The sequence below is a fragment of the Micromonospora sp. NPDC049107 genome (genome assembly GCF_040648595.1).
In the GTDB taxonomy this organism is placed as follows: domain Bacteria; phylum Actinomycetota; class Actinomycetes; order Mycobacteriales; family Micromonosporaceae; genus Micromonospora.
Genome location: NZ_JBEZEC010000001.1, coordinates 89,247 through 103,025, shown reverse-complemented (window position 1 = coordinate 103,025; position 13,779 = coordinate 89,247). Strand labels below are relative to the sequence as shown.

At 70.5% G+C, this 13,779-nt stretch carries 12 protein-coding genes and 1 pseudogene; 2 read left to right on the top strand and 11 right to left on the bottom strand.

What is annotated here, in order from left to right:
• Positions 1–155: 155 nt before the first annotated feature.
• From AB0B55_RS00380 to AB0B55_RS00360, 5 genes and pseudogenes are all read right to left on the bottom strand, one after another.
• Positions 156–1,196: pseudogene (locus AB0B55_RS00380) on the bottom strand (alpha-hydroxy acid oxidase); the annotation flags it as partial.
• A gap of 35 nt (positions 1,197–1,231) precedes the next feature.
• A complete protein-coding gene (gene hppD, locus AB0B55_RS00375) occupies positions 1,232–2,311 on the bottom strand; it encodes a 4-hydroxyphenylpyruvate dioxygenase (protein WP_357125260.1) in 1,080 nt (359 codons plus the stop codon).
• A 45-nt stretch (positions 2,312–2,356) separates the two neighbouring features.
• Positions 2,357–3,712 (bottom strand): NAD(P)/FAD-dependent oxidoreductase, encoded by a 1,356-nt coding sequence (locus AB0B55_RS00370; RefSeq protein ID WP_357125257.1) that lies wholly within the window; start codon positions 3,710–3,712, stop codon positions 2,357–2,359.
• Positions 3,713–3,733: 21 nt separating this feature from the next.
• Positions 3,734–4,012 carry a phosphopantetheine-binding protein gene (locus AB0B55_RS00365; RefSeq protein WP_355047938.1) on the bottom strand — a complete coding sequence of 93 codons (279 nt, stop codon included), beginning with the start codon at positions 4,010–4,012 and terminating at the stop codon, positions 3,734–3,736.
• A 208-nt stretch (positions 4,013–4,220) separates the two neighbouring features.
• The gene (locus tag AB0B55_RS00360; protein WP_357125254.1) at positions 4,221–4,775 is read right to left on the bottom strand and encodes a TetR family transcriptional regulator; all 555 of its coding nucleotides are present in this window, start codon (positions 4,773–4,775) and stop codon (positions 4,221–4,223) included.
• Between the two features lie 332 nt (positions 4,776–5,107).
• On the opposite strand from AB0B55_RS00360, the gene AB0B55_RS00355 reads away from it, so the two are divergent.
• On the top strand, positions 5,108–5,530 hold the full coding sequence (locus tag AB0B55_RS00355; RefSeq protein WP_357125250.1) for an isoprenylcysteine carboxylmethyltransferase family protein: 423 nt from the start codon (positions 5,108–5,110) through the stop codon (positions 5,528–5,530).
• A 125-nt stretch (positions 5,531–5,655) separates the two neighbouring features.
• On the opposite strand, the gene AB0B55_RS00350 is transcribed toward AB0B55_RS00355, so the two are convergent.
• The 5 genes from AB0B55_RS00350 to AB0B55_RS00330 all read right to left on the bottom strand — a co-directional run bounded on the left by AB0B55_RS00350 (position 5,656) and on the right by AB0B55_RS00330 (position 11,306).
• A complete protein-coding gene (locus AB0B55_RS00350; RefSeq protein ID WP_357125247.1) occupies positions 5,656–5,859 on the bottom strand; it encodes a hypothetical protein in 204 nt (67 codons plus the stop codon).
• 722 nt (positions 5,860–6,581) lie between these two features.
• Positions 6,582–8,018 carry an MFS transporter gene (locus AB0B55_RS00345; RefSeq protein ID WP_357125244.1) on the bottom strand — a complete coding sequence of 479 codons (1,437 nt, stop codon included), beginning with the start codon at positions 8,016–8,018 and terminating at the stop codon, positions 6,582–6,584.
• Between the two features lie 9 nt (positions 8,019–8,027).
• A complete protein-coding gene (locus AB0B55_RS00340; protein WP_357125241.1) occupies positions 8,028–8,573 on the bottom strand; it encodes a flavin reductase family protein in 546 nt (181 codons plus the stop codon).
• A 5-nt stretch (positions 8,574–8,578) separates the two neighbouring features.
• On the bottom strand, positions 8,579–10,138 hold the full coding sequence (locus tag AB0B55_RS00335; RefSeq protein WP_357169064.1) for an amino acid adenylation domain-containing protein: 1,560 nt from the start codon (positions 10,136–10,138) through the stop codon (positions 8,579–8,581).
• Between the two features lie 31 nt (positions 10,139–10,169).
• Positions 10,170–11,306 carry an acyl-CoA dehydrogenase family protein gene (locus tag AB0B55_RS00330; protein ID WP_357125234.1) on the bottom strand — a complete coding sequence of 379 codons (1,137 nt, stop codon included), beginning with the start codon at positions 11,304–11,306 and terminating at the stop codon, positions 10,170–10,172.
• A 151-nt stretch (positions 11,307–11,457) separates the two neighbouring features.
• Between AB0B55_RS00330 and AB0B55_RS00325 the strand changes: the two genes are divergently transcribed.
• Positions 11,458–12,048: a TetR family transcriptional regulator gene (locus AB0B55_RS00325; protein ID WP_357125231.1), complete on the top strand. Its 591-nt coding sequence runs from the start codon at positions 11,458–11,460 to the stop codon at positions 12,046–12,048.
• On the opposite strand, the gene AB0B55_RS00320 is transcribed toward AB0B55_RS00325, so the two are convergent.
• Positions 12,026–13,774, bottom strand: coding sequence for a hypothetical protein (locus AB0B55_RS00320; RefSeq protein ID WP_357125228.1), 1,749 nt, complete (start codon positions 13,772–13,774; stop codon positions 12,026–12,028). The two genes, AB0B55_RS00325 and AB0B55_RS00320, sit on opposite strands and share 23 nt — an antisense overlap.
• Positions 13,775–13,779: the final 5 nt, after the last annotated feature.

The window sequence follows — 13,779 nt, the reverse complement described above, 5'->3', positions numbered from 1 at the left end:
GTGCAGGTCGGCCAGGGCGATCGGCGCGCGGGCGCCGACCGTGGTCGTCCCCGACCGGCCGGTCACGGGGACCATCCCGCGAGGGCGTCACCGGACGCCCGGCCCCGCCCCGTCGACACCGGCCCGCCACCGGCCACGGTGGTGCCGTGGCCCAGCGCCCGCAGGTCGGCGCAGCCCATCATCGCCATCGCATCCTCCAACTCGGCCCGCAGCAACGAGAGCACCCGGCGGGCCCCGGCCCGGCCACCCACCGCCAACCCCCAGAGAGCGGGCCGACCCACCAGCACCGCGGACGCGCCGAGGGCCAGCGCCCGCGCCACGTCCACGCCGCTACGGACGCCGCTGTCCAGGAGCACCGCGCACCGGTCGGCCACGGCCGCGACCACCGGCTCCAGCGCCGCGATGCTGGGCACCGCGCCGTCGAGCTGGCGGCCGCCGTGGTTGGACACCACGACCGCGTCCGCCCCGAGGTCCGTCGCGCGCACCGCGTCGTCCGCGTGCAGGACGCCCTTCACCACGATCGGCAGCCGCGTCCGTCGCCGCAGCCAGTCCAGATCCCGCCAGGACAGCCTCGGGTCGAAAGCGAGACCGGTGTGCACCATCAGCGCCGAACTGTGCAGACCGCCGGAGTGCGCTGCCGCGCCGACCTCCGGCGGCAGGTTGGCGGCCACCACGTCGTCGGGCAGTGTGAACCCGGACCGCATGTCCCGCAGGCGACGACCCATTCGGGGCACGTCGACCGTCAGCATGAGAGCCCGGCAGCCAGCGGCCTCGGCGCGGGCCACCAGATCGGCGACCAGCCCGCGGTCGCGCAGCCAGTAGAGCTGCATCCAGACCTCCGCCTGGGTGGCGGCGATCCGCTCGACCGGCTCGCTGCTGAGCATGCTGGCGACGAAGACCGCGCCCTCGTCCCGGGCCGCCTCGGCGAGCGCCACCTCGCCGTCCGGGTGCAGGAGCCGCTGGTAGGCCATCGGCGCCACCCCGACGGGCAGACCCATCGGCGTGCCCAGCAACTCCGTGCCGAGGTCGCAGGTGTCCGTACCCACCAGCACCCGGGGGACCAGGTGCACCCGGTCGAACGCGTCCCGGTTGTCGCGCAGCGTCGACTCGGTGCCGCTGCCCCCGGCCACGTAGTCCCAGACGGGCTCGGTCAGCACCCGCCGCGCCGCCAACGCCACGTCGTCGAGGCAGAGCAGGCCGGCGAGGTCGGTTCCCTGGGCCGCGATGGTGGTCACAGGACGTCGTGGGTCTTGGTCCGCTCCGCCTCGACCGCCTCGTACAGCGCCCGGATGTTCCCGCTGCCGAAGGTGCGCGCACCCAGCCGCTCGATGACCTCGAAGAAGAACGTCCGGCGCGGATGGGTGGACCTGGCGAAGATCTGGAACAGCTGGCCGTCGTGGTCCTCGTCGACGAGGATGTTGCGGGACCGCAGCTGGTTCACGTCGTACCGGGCGAGGTCGAGTCGCTGGCCGAGCAGGTCGTAGTAGGTCTCCGGCGTGCGCAGGAACTCCACGCCCCGATCGGTCAACGCCGAGATCGCCGACACGATGTCCGGTGAGCACAGCGCCACGTGCTGCACACCGGGGCCACCGTGCCCCTTGAGGAAGTCGTCGATCTGCCCGGCGGCGGCCGAGGCGTCCGGCTCGATGAGCGTGAGCGTGACCAACCGCGACGGGCTCTGCACCACCTTGGAGAACATCGCCTGGCTGCCGACGAGGATGTGCTCCTCGAACGTCATGTCGAAATCCAGCACCGTGCGGTAAAAGTCGACGGTCGGGTCGAGCGTGCCCGCCTCGAGACAGACGGCGAGGTGGTCGACCACCCCCAGCCCCAGAGCCGGCCCCGCCTCCGGCAGGTGCCCGTCCGGAAGACCGGGCGTCAGGCCGGGCAGCACCGGGCCGGCCGACCCCTCGGGTGGCTGGACGAAGGTGTGCGTCACGTCGCCGAAGCCGCCGACCGTGGCCGTGACGAACCCGTCGCGGACGGTGGGTTCCACCACCGTCCGCGCGCCGCGGGACACCGCGACCTCGAACGCCGCCGCCGCGTCCGCGGTACGCATCGCCAGGTCGGCCACGCCGTCGCCGTGCTGCTGCACGTACAGGCTGGCCGGGTGCGCGTCGGTGAGCCCCTCGGTGACCACGAGAACCGTCGAACCCTGCCGCAGTGCCACCGACACGTGGTCCTCGTCGCGGCGCGAACCGACGACGGCGAAGCCGTACTGTGCGGCGAGCTCGCGTGCGGCCCAGACCGCGTCGGTCACATGGAATTCGACGTGGTGCACAGCCAGGTCGCTGAACACACTGCTGCCCACGCTCACTGATGTCCCCCCTACCGGGGCCGCACGGCCCCCTTGTGGTCAGAAGATGGGAGCCGCCGTCGGAGCGGACAGCTCACCGAGATACGGATGCCAGAGGTGTTCGGGGTCCTGCTCAACGGCCCGGATGACGTTCCGCATCTCGACGAGCGCCTTGGGCTCGGCCTCGTCGTACATGTTGCCCTGCAACATCTTCAGCACGTCGAGGCGATACCGCGGGTCCTGGACGAACGCGGTGAACAGGATGTTGAGCCGGTAGTAGGCCGAGATGAACTCGTACCAGTTGCGGACGCCGCGCCGCAGCAGCATCTCGTAGGTGGCGAACCGCTCGCGCTTGAAGTCGCCCGCCTCGGCGGCGGCGATGATGTCGTTACAGGCCAGCCGGGCGCTGTTGAGCGCGATGCTGACGCCGGTGGAGAAGATGGGATCCACGAAGCGGGCGGCGTCCCCGATCATGACGAAGTTGTCGCCGCAGATCTGCTTCATCGCGTAGCTGTAGTCGCCCTCGGCCTTGAACGGCCGCACCTGCTTCGAGCTGCGCAGGGCTGCCTCCAGCTCGGGCCGGCTGCCCACGCACTCCCAGAAGAACCCTTCGAGATCCTCCCGGGCCGCCTCGGCGAACCGGCTTTTCTGGGTGACGACGCCGATCGACGTGACCGTCTCGGTGATGGGGATCTGCCACACCCAGCTGTCGGTCAGCGGCAGGAAGTGGATGAAGATGAAGTCCGACTTCGCCTGCTCGGCCGAGAGCGCCTGTCGATCGAAGCCGTCGAACCAGGTGTGGATCGCGTACTGGTTGAAGACCGAGTCGGCCACCTTCACCTTGAGCTGGCTGCCCAACGTGGTGTTCCGGCCACTGGCGTCGATCACCATGCGCACCGGCACCTCGCGTTGCCCGTCCGCGGACCGGGTGTGCAGCACGGGGTGTTCGCCCTCGAAGTCGACGCGGTTGACCCGCACGCCGTGGTGGACCTCCGCGCCGAGACTCGCCGCGTTCTCCAGCAGGATCTGGTCGAACTTGCCCCGGTCGACGTGGAACGTGTAATCGCGGTCGACGCCGGCCTGATCCCGCTCGTTGAACATGACCTCGGCGAGCCGGAAGTCGTGGGTGAGGTTGGAGAAGCCCATGTGGCTCACCGGCCGCGACTCGGCCGACGTCCACGCCGCGCCGAACTTGCGCGGGAAGCCGGCCGCCTCGACGGCTGCCATCGCCCCGGTCTCCAACAGCACCGGCGTGGTGGCCGGGACCAACGACTCGCCCACGTGCTCGCGGGGGAAGTGGGCGCTCTCGAAGACCACGACGGACAGCCCCGCCTTGGCCAGGTAGGCGGCGGCCGTGGACCCGGCGGGTCCGCCTCCGATGATGCCGATGTCCCACTCTGCTGGCTTGGTGTTCATGGCGCCTCCTCGGCAGGCCTGTCAGGCGCGGGGCAACGACAGGATCAGATCGGTGATGGTGTCGAGACTCCGGAAGTGCCGTCCCGTGATGTGCGAAGGCGGCACGTCGACGTCGAGCTCCGCCCGGACGAACGCGATGAGCCGAGCTGTGTTCAGTGAGTTCAGAACGCCCCACTCCAGCAGTGGCGAGTCGGGGCGCAGGTCAACCCCGGTGACCGCCTCGTCCTGGTCGCCAATCAGCTCGTGGCGCACGTACACCATCAGTTGGCCGAGTATCTCGTCGCGTTGGTCTGTCGGCACAAACCCCTCCCAGGTCGCCGGACGTGGTCTCCCCCGTGGGGCGTCACCCGGGAGGCCGGGAAACCCACCGGCGCTTCCCCCTCTGATGACATCCCTGTTCGATGAATTCTAGAAGCCCACGCGGGTTCGTCAAGGGGGATGCCGCGCAGGGATCGACGTCGGCCACTGGCGCGACGACGGTGGAGCCCGCCCACCGAGGGCGGACCGATCAGGCCAGGACGCCCGTGAGGTAGGTCTGGATGGCCTTGCCCGTGCCCGCGGCCAGAGCGGCGGCGGTGAGCTCGGCGATCGCCGGGACGCGGAAGACGTACCGGGTGGTGGCGAGACCGATCAGGTGCGAGCCGACCATGGCGGCGCGCAGCTCCGGCTGGGAGTGACCCAGGGCCCGGGCCAGCGGGAGGATCACCTGGTCGCCGAGGAAGTTACGGACGGCGTCCGCCGCCATGTCGTTGGCCGTCATCGACCGGAGGATGCCGCCGAGTCGCGCCGCCGTGTCGGGCTCGTCCCAGTGACTGAAGAACAGCTCGACAGCACGTCGGCCGACCTGGCCACGAGGGCCCTTCATCGCCCGCTCCACCAGATCCGGCGGCTGCAGGGCACCACGCACCGCCGCCTCGAACAGGCCTTCCTTGGTGAGGAAGAAGTGGTGCACCAGCGCGCTGTCGACGCCCGCCTCCTGGGCGATGGTGCGGACCGTGGTGCCCTCGTAGCCCCGCTCCGCGAACTGGCCACGAGCGATCTCGAGGATGAGCTGATGGCTCACCGTCGGCCCGACACGTCGCCCCGTCCGCCGTCGTGGAGCACCGTTCGGGGACACCTCCGCGCCCACAAGTTCACCTTTCCCAGTTCATCGCATGCCCTATTCATCGTATGGGGGCAAACGCCATAGTATCGCCTTCCTACGTGCGGAAATACGGAGGTTCTGCGGACAGGCAACGACAACAGTACGTAACGATGCCTTGACATGGTGCCCCGCACGCGCCGTAGCATGGCGCAGTGCTACGAACACGGGCCGTCGTCGGAAGTCTTGTCTTCTTTTGCGCCGCGCCGGGTGTGGTCGCCGGCTTCGGTCCATGGTGGATTTCCGACTGGGAGGTGGAAACACCGTTCGCCTACTACCAGCCGGTTCGAGTCCTCGGCGCGCTGATGCTGGTCGCCGCGGTGGCGTTTCTCCTACAGTCGTTCGTGCGCTTCGTCGTGGAGGGGCTGGGCACTCCGGCCCCGGTGGCGCCGACCGAACACCTGGTGATCGGCGGCCCCTACCGGTACGTCCGCAACCCGATGTACGTCGCGGTGGTGACGGCCATCCTCGGCCAGGCACTGATCTTCGGCCAGGCCTCGCTCCTGTGGTACGGGTTGGCCATCGCCCTCATCCAGGCCGCGTTCGTGCGGTTCTACGAGGAACCCGGTCTGCGCCGACGATACGGCGCCGCGTACGACACGTACCGCGCCGCGGTCCCGGCGTGGATTCCCCGCCTACGGCCGTGGCAGCAGGGGGCCAGCTCACCGCAGGCGTGATCCGATAGCCCGCCTCACCAGCCGTGCGGCCGATCTGACGAGCCGCTGACCCGCGAAGGGACTGCCATGTCGCCTACCCCCGAGGGCTGGCTGCCCTCCGCCCACGACGGAGGGCAGCCAGCCCGCTAGGCGACCCGCTGCCGGGTGGGCAGTTCCGCCTGCGTCACCGATGCCTGGCAACTGGCCGTCAACACCGGCAGCCGCCCGGAGACCTCGGCGATCAACTCCCCCCGCAACAGGTCCTCGCCGGCGGGTTCCCCCCAGATGACGAGCCGGCAGTTCACCTGCTCCGCGCGCACCGATGCCGAGGCCGTCCAGATAATGGGCATACGGTGTCGTGCCGCTCCCAGCAATTCCACCGTGACGAACTCGGGAGCCGTCTTGTCGGTGCCGTCGCACTGTTGGAAGCCGACGTGCGCCGTAATCTCACCAGTGCCCAGGTAACTTAATTGAAACATTACGCGGAACTCGTGCCCGCCTACGTCCGCCGGCAATAGTCCCGCTGTCAATAAAAGCCCTTCTGGCTCGTAGAAGAGTACCTGGACATCCGTAACCGCCAGTGCTGATGACTTCATATCCCTGGTGGCCCCATCCCCCATTAGCGTACCGCCAGTTCATCGATGGATGTTATCCTGCCGACGGCCGCGCTGTCCCCCCCTAAATGGGTGGGCGATCACGCGGCACCGGTCGGGTTGCAGACCGTTACGGCCCGAATAGGTCTCATCGGGCATCAGGCGCCGGGCAGAGATGTCGCACACGAATGCGAGCACGGCAATCGCCCGCCACCGGCCAACCCGGTTGACGTGCGCCAATGCCGATGTAGCCCGCCACGACCCTGCGGTCCGCGCCGTGACGTCCCGGACCGGGCACGTCGAGCCGGCGCCCGCCGCCTCCGCGACGCAACCAGCTCCCACCATCGCGCCTGCCGACATTGCGACACGAGCTACCGGTGGTCAGCCACCTCACCATCGATGGATTCGATCGCGCCAAGCCCCCCTGGCGCGATCGAGGCCCCGACCGCAGGGCCGGGGCCTCGATTCCCGTGGACCGCTCAGGTCGGGGCGCCCGCCGCGAGGACCTCCTCCTCGTCCTCCTCGACCGCGTGGCCGTGACCCTGGGTGCGCAGGTGCGGAATGAACAGCGCGATGACCGCGCCCGCGGCAAGCGCACAGGCGGCCACCAGGTGGGCCTCCTCCAGGCCGTTGACGAACGTGGTCACGGACTCGTAGCCGCCGTTCGCGCCGAGGATCGCGCCACCCACCGACACGCCCATCACGGTGCCGGTCTGGCGGATCGCGTTGGACACACCGGACGCCACGCCCTCCAGCTCGGCGGGCGCGAACCCGAAGGCCAGGCGGCCGATCGGCGCGAGGAAGATGCCCAGGCCGAGCCCGGTGATGACGAACGGCACCACCAGCTTCGAGTACGTCAGGTCGCCGACGACCGAGCCGATCCAGCCCACGCCGATGGCCTGCATCGTCAGGCCCAGGATCACCAGCGGCTTACCGCCGATCTTGTCGGTCAGGATGCCCGAGATCGGTGCCGCGATCATCGGCATGGCCGTCCACGGCAGCGTGCGAACGCCAGCCTCCAGTGGCGAGTAGCCGAGGACGCTCTGCAGGTACTGGGTGCCGAGGAAGACGGCGCCGAAGACGCCGAACGGCATGATGATGGTCGCCACCATGGTGAGACTGAAGCCACGGCTGCGGAACAACGACAGCGGCACCATCGGCGTGCGTGCCCGCGACTGCCAGAAGATGAACACGAGCACGAGGAGACCGCCGACGATGAACCCCGCCAGGATGGAGGGGCTGTCCCAGCCGGCGCTGTTGCCCCGCACGAGGCTGGACACGATGCCGAGCATGCCGGCGGTGACCAGGACGACGCCCACCGGGTCCAGGCGACCGTAGCCGCCACGGCTCTCGCGAACCCGCGTCATCACCGGCAGCAGCAGCAGACCGATGGGCACGTTGACCCAGAAGATCCACTGCCAGGACCAGGCTTCGGTCACCGCGCCGCCGATGACCGGCCCGAGGGCGATACCGAGACCCACCATCGCGCCCCACAACCCGAACGCGTGGCCGCGCTGACGTGCCGGCACCACACTGGCCAACAGCGTGAGGGTCAGCGGGAGAACGACCGCCGCGCCCAGGCCCTGCACCGCGCGTGCGGCGATCAGGAACTCGATGTTGTCGGCGAGGCCCGCCAGCCCGGACGCAATGGTGAAGACCAGCAGCGCGATGGTGAAGACCTTGCGCCGGCCGAAGCGGTCACCGAGCGCCGCGCCGGTCAACAGAAAGACGGCGAAGGTGAGCGTGTACGCGTTGACGATCCATTCAAGATCTTCAAGGCTCGCGCCGAGCTCGGTACGGATGACCGGTAGCGTCGTCGTGACGACGAGGGTGTCGATTGCGACCATGAACACCGCGACCAGGGCCGCGACCCATGTCCATGCGGCGCTGTGGGTCGCTGGTTGGTTCTTGTCCACTCTGTTTCCCTACTCGAGATGGATTGACTGGGAAGGATCGCTGGGACGCTGCCCGTTGCGCTCCTCTCGTCGGTAATGGGGGCGAGAGACCCGGACATATGTCCCGCGCCAATACCCCAGCGGGAATCGGTCCGGCGCCGTCGCCCCACCGACGAGACGGCCGAGCACGATGGCGTGATCACCAGCGGTGATCACGTCATGCAGCGCGCACTCGGTGAAGGCGACGGTCGGTTCCAGCCGTGGCATGCCGGCCACGTCGCCGGGACGCCAGGCCACATTGGCGAACTTGTCGCTGCTGTAGCTGGCGAACAGTTCGGAGACCTCGTGGCCGTCGGCGTCGAGGAAGTTGACGGCGAATCCGCCGGTCTCCCGGATGGCGTCCAGGGTCGAACTCACCTGCCGCACGCAGAACAGCAGCAGTGGCGGGTCCTTGGAGACGCTGCAGACCGACGACGAGGTCAGGCCGTGCGGCCGACCGGACGCGTCGATCGCGGTCACCACGCTGACGCCGCTGGCCAGCGAGCCCATGATCGCCAGGAACGCACTCGGTTCCACGTTGACTAGTTCGGTGCCAGTAATGGTCCACCTCCTTCGATCGCCGCCAGCAGCGCGGCTCGATCGGTCTTTCCGTTCGGGGTGAGCGGTAGGCTCGTGGCCGCCTGGACGGAGTCGACGATCATGTAGGTCGGCAGCTGTCCGGCGCACCAGCGCTTGATCTCCAGCAGGCCGGGCCGGCGGTCGCCCGCCGGCACCACGACCGCGTGCAGCCGCGCGGCGAGCCCGGCGCCGGCGACGACCACCGCGGCCGCCGCGACGTCCGGATGCGCGGCGAGGACGGCCTCGATCTCGCCGGGCTCCACCCGGTTGCCGCGCACCTTGGCCATGTCGTCGCGGCGGCCCAGGTATTCCAGCGTGCCGTCGGACGACATCCGCCCGAGATCACCCGTTCGGTACGGTCCACGCTGCGGCTCCCGCCCCCAGTAGCCGAGCATCACCGTGGGCCCGTCCGCCACGATCTCGCCCTCCGGGCAGTCGCCGCCACCAGCGGCACCTGCGCCGTCGAGGCTCGGCGGGACCAGGGTCAACACCGCGCCGCTGGCCGGTCGGCCGATCGGCAACGGGCGGTCGCGCCCCTCGTCGGCGTCGGTCACCTCGTACGACGCGCAGACGTTGGTCTCGGTGGGCCCGTACCAGTTGAGCAGCCGCACGCCCGGCCAGGCGGCACGGAGTTCGTGCACGTACCGGATCGGCATCACCTCGCCGGCGAAGACGCAGGCCCGCAGGGCCGGCGGCGGCGGGCCGTCCAGCAACCCGCCGTCCCGGATCATCAGGGTCAGCGCGGACGGCACGGAGTACCAGATGGTGATGCCCTCGTCGCGCACGAACCGCGCCAACTGCACCGGCGCGTAGGCCAGCTCGGCCGGGACCAGGTGCACCGACGCGCCCGCGCGGAACGCCGCGTAGAGGTCGAAGACCGACAGGTCGAAGTTGAACGGGGCGTGGTTGGCCAGCCGGTCCCGTGGCGACACGGCGAGCAGGTCACCGGCCCACTCGACGAACGCCGCCGCGTTGCGGTGGCTCAGGCTGACGCCCTTCGGGGCGCCCGTCGACCCGGAGGTGTAGAGGATGTACGCGGGCTGGTCCGGGGCCGGTCGGTGCACCGGCGGCAGGTCACTCTCGGCCCCCAACCGCTGCAACTCGTCCAGCGACACCAGCGGTGGCCCGTCCGGAACACCGCCTTCGCGGGCGACCCGGTCGGCGGCCGGACCGTCCGCCACGACGACGGTCGCCGCGCAGTCGGCCGCGATGCGCCACACCCGGGCGGGCGGGTTCGCCGCGGACACCGGAACGTACGGCGCCCCCAACGACAGCGCCGCCTGCATGACGGCCACCGCGTCGGCCCGTTTGTCGGACCACAGCACCACCCGGTCGCCCGGGGACACCCCCGCACGCGCCAGCCCCGCCGCCAGGCGCCGCGCGGCCGTCGTCAGCTCCGCGTACGTGAGCTGGCCGTCGTCCGCGATCACCGCCGGCGCGTCCGGTGTACGCCGGGCCCACTCGGCCACGTAGCCGTGGATTCCCGCGCCACCCGGCGTGTCGGACTGGTCCACGTCCCGCACGGTCGACACCTCCCTGGTCAAGCCGCGGCCCTCACAGGCCCAGTTCGCGGGCGATGAGCAGACGCTGGACGTCCGACGTGCCGGAGAAGATCGTGCTGGGGACGGCGTCGCGCAGCATGGTCTCGATCCCGGTGTCGCGCAGGTATCCGAGTCCACCGAACAGGCGCACCGCGTCGAGCGCCCCGGCGACCGCCGCCTCCGAGACGGCCAGCTTCGACAACGCCACGTTGAGTTCCGAGCCGCCGCCGTTGTCCATCTCCCAGCAGCAGCGATAGAGCAGCAGCCGCGCCGACTCCGTCCGCAGCTTCATCTCGACGATCCGGTTCGCGACCGCCTGGAAGTCGCTGATGCGCCGGCCGAACTGGCGGCGCGAGGTCACGTGCTCGACGCAGCGCTCCACCAGGCGGTCCAGCAGGCCGACGTATCCGGCGAACAGGCAGGCCCGCTCCCAGCGCATCGAGTGCTGGAAGATCGCGGCGCCCTGGCCCGGCTCGCCGAGCACCCGCTGCGCCGGCACGAGGCAGTCCTGAAAGGACACCCGGCCGGCCGGCGCCGACACGAGGCCCATCTTGTCGAACGGCTCGCTGACCGTCAGGCCGGGGGTGTCCCGGTCCAGCACGAACGCGGTGACACCGAGATGGGCGGCCGCCGGATCGGTGGTCGCGTAGGTCACCAGCACGTCGGCCACCGGTCCGTTGGTCACGAACGTCTTCTCGCCGTTGAGCAGGTAGCCGTCCGCCGTCTCCGTCGCGGTGACGGCGAGCCGCGAGACGTCGGAGCCCGCGCCCGCCTCGGTCATCGCGTTGCCGGCCACCACCTCGCCCGAGCAGATCCGCGGTAGGAGGCCCTTCTTCACCTCCGGTGTGCCGAACCCGGCGATCGGCACCGCGCACGCGAACTGGTGCGCGCTGGCCGCGAACACCAGACCGGTGTCCGCGCACCCCCGACCGAACGCCTCGACACGCAACGCGGTGTCCAGGGCGCCCAGCCCGCCGCCGCCGTACTCGGCGGGAATGCAGAGGCCGAGCAGCCCCAACCGACCGAGACGCCGCCAGGCCTCGCGGTCGTGCAGCCGGCTGGCGTCGGCGGTGGGCGGGAAAGCCCGCTCGGCGCTCGCGCGCACCTCGTCGTAAGCGTCCCGCTGTTCAGGCGTCCAGGCGAAGTCCACGGTGCCCCCTCGGCCGCGCGGTGAACCGGCGCGACGGAATGACCGGCTTGCAGGAGCAACCCGGACCGGACTGACATATCCTCAAAGGTCTAGACTCAGGCATTTGATCGGGCCGTGCGCTCGGGCGTACGGGAACTCGTAAGAGGTTGCCTTGACGACGCAGCAGGGATTCGACGGTGGCAGCGGCATCCGGCAGGCGATCCTCGACGTCACCCGGCGGGAGATCTCCGAGTGCGGCCTGACCGGGGTGAGCATCCGCAGCGTCGCCCGGCGCGTAGGTGTCGACCCGCGGCTCGTGCGGCACTACTACGGCTCCAAGGAGCAGCTCCTGCGGCACGCGGTGCAGGTCGACGGCAACCCCGTTGAGCTGGCCGAACAGCTGCTGGCCGGCAGCCGTCGCCGGCTGGGTCGGGCCACCGCGACGGCCCTGCTCACCCACTGGGACAGCCCTCGTACGACGATCTCCTACCGGGCCCGGCTGTCCGCCTCGCTGACCAGTGAGGAGATCGCCGAGCTGATGCGCGACGAGTTCGTACGGGCGTTCTTCGGCACGTTGGCCGAGGGCGTCAGCCCCGACCGACACGAGCTGCGGGCGGCGCTCGCCGCGTCCCAGGTGATCGGCCTGGCCCTGTGCCGCTACCTGATCGACGGCACCGAGCTGTCCCGGCACGACCGCGACGATCTGGCCCGGATGATGGGTCGCACAATCCAGCACTACCTCACCGCCGACCTGGCTGAGTGACGCCGGGCGCGTCGGCGGCCGAGCCGTCCGCGCGTTCGACGTCGTGGGCCGCCGCCCGCCCGTCGTCGACCGACGCCCGCCCCCGGGTCGGCGACGGCGCGTCATCCCGCCGGCCGGTCACGTTGTCCTTGGTGAGCAGCCGCTTGAAGTCCGCGGGCGCCACCGTCATGACCCAGGCCACCATGAGGAGCCGACGGGGCATCGTGAAGTGGTAGTACCGCGCGTTCGGGTCGCCGAACCGGTACAGCGGCGGCACGAACCGCGCCCGGCGCAGCTCGCGGAAGATCATGTCCGCCGCCTCGGACTGCCGCAGCCCACCGGCCCGGACCCGGGCGAACACCTCGAAGAACCAGTCCAACATCTGGCGCAGACCGTCCGGGGTGCGGAACCACAGCCCGCCGTCGGCGAACCGCTCGACCGGATCCCACGTCCCGGCGGCCAGGGCATCGTTGGTGGCCCGCTTCAACGACAGGTGGCCCAGGATCTGCCAGAGCAGCCAGACCCGGCTGTACGCGTTCCACAACGCGAAGCTGCCGGCGGCCGTGCGGGCAGCGGCCAGGATCTGGTCGTTGAACTCGATCAGGGCGTCCTGGAAGGCCGCCGCCTCGGCCAGCACGACGCCCGTCGCCGGCTCGTCGCGCAGCGCTCGCGGCAGCGCGGCCCCGAGCGCGTGGACCATCTCCGCCGTCATCGTCACGTCCCGGGACAGGAACTCGTCGGTACGGCAGGCCGACCGCTCCATGGCGAACCACCGTGGCCCGTGGGTCACCGCCGACCGGCGCTGCCAGTGGGGCGAGGTGGTCCAGCCGCCCTCTGCCGTGGCGGACGCGAACTGCTCCGCCAGGCTCGGGAAGGGCGCGACCAGTGCCCGGAACGCGGCGTCCGGATCCGCCGGCAGGTCGTCGAACCGGTCGTGGTCCAGCCCCACCGTCACGCTGCACAGGTCGCTGGCCGCGTCGTCGTGGTTGCGGAAGTCCACCACCTGGATCCAGCCGCCGTCGAAGAGGTGGTGCACGGTCCCCCGCGACCAGGTCGTCGCCCGGTGGTAGTCGGCGAGCCGGCTGCACTCCTCGAACGGCCGGACGCCGCGCAGGTGGGCGTGCATCATCTTCGACCGCAGCAACAGCGGTCTCGGATCACCCTCGGCGGTCGCCGCCCGCAGGGGCGACTCCTGGTCGCGGGCGTCCACCACGAACCGCGCGGTCACCGTCTGTCCGGAGCCGAAGGTCAGGTGTACGGCCTCCGGCGCCAGCCGGACCTCGGTGGTGGACGCCCGTTCCGGCAGCACCGACGCGCCGTACCGCACGGCCAGTTCCCGGGCGTACCCGTCGACGACCGGCCGGTAGAGGTGCCACTCGCTGTGCTCGCCCGGCACGTGGAACTGCACGGCGTGCGCCGGGTCGTGCCGGCGGCCCGCCGTGTGGTGCAGGAAGGCGAGGCTCTTCTTGATCCCGCTGGTCCGGCGCACCGCGTCCGGCAGGTCCTCGAAGTGCGCGAAGGAGGCGATCTCCGGCACGTCGAACCGCTCGGCCAGCAGGTGCAGCACAGCGGTCGTGTACGGCACGGTGCTGTCGCCGGACGGCAGCACCGTGTCGTCGGGCGAGCCGACGAGCAGGACCCGCAGGTCCTGCTTGGCCAGTACCGTGGCGAGCAGGCCGGTCGCCAGATGGCTGCCCAGGATCACGACGTCGTACGACACCGGGGCGTCGGGTTCGATGGTGGTCATCCGGT